This window comes from Cupriavidus sp. L7L (genome assembly GCF_004353535.1).
GTDB classification, from domain to species: domain Bacteria; phylum Pseudomonadota; class Gammaproteobacteria; order Burkholderiales; family Burkholderiaceae; genus Cupriavidus; species Cupriavidus oxalaticus_A.
On record NZ_SMNY01000167.1, the window covers coordinates 1 to 541 of the forward strand.

Annotated in this window: 1 protein-coding gene; it reads left to right on the plus strand. The window is 66.5% G+C overall.

The genetic code is table 11. From position 1 onward, the window contains the following. Positions 1-541: acyl-CoA dehydrogenase family protein (locus tag E1J61_RS36845; protein WP_207951302.1), on the plus strand; the 541-nt coding region annotated here is incomplete at both ends.

Here is a 541-nt window from a genome sequence, read left to right on the forward strand (position 1 = left end):
CGAGGAATACGGCGGCGCCAACATGGGCTACCTGGCGCACATGATCGCGATGGAAGAGATCAGCCGCGCCTCGGCGTCGGTGGGCCTGTCGTACGGCGCGCACTCGAACCTGTGCGTGAACCAGATCCACCGCAACGGCACGGCCGCGCAGAAGGCGAAGTACCTGCCCAAGCTGGTGTCGGGCGAATGGATCGGCGCGCTGGCGATGAGCGAGCCCAACGCCGGCTCGGACGTGGTCAGCATGAAGCTGCGCGCGGAACTGAAAGGCGACCGCTACGTGCTCAACGGCACCAAGATGTGGATCACCAACGGCCCGGACTGCGACGTGCTGGTGGTTTACGCCAAGACCGAGCCCGAGCTGGGCGCGCGCGGCATGACCGCCTTTATCGTCGAGAAGGGCATGAAGGGCTTCTCCGTGGCGCAGAAGCTGGACAAGCTGGGCATGCGCGGCTCGCACACCGGCGAGCTGGTGTTCGAGGACGTGGAGGTGCCGGCCGAGAACATCCTCGGCGCCGAGAACAGCGGCGCCAGGGTGCTGATG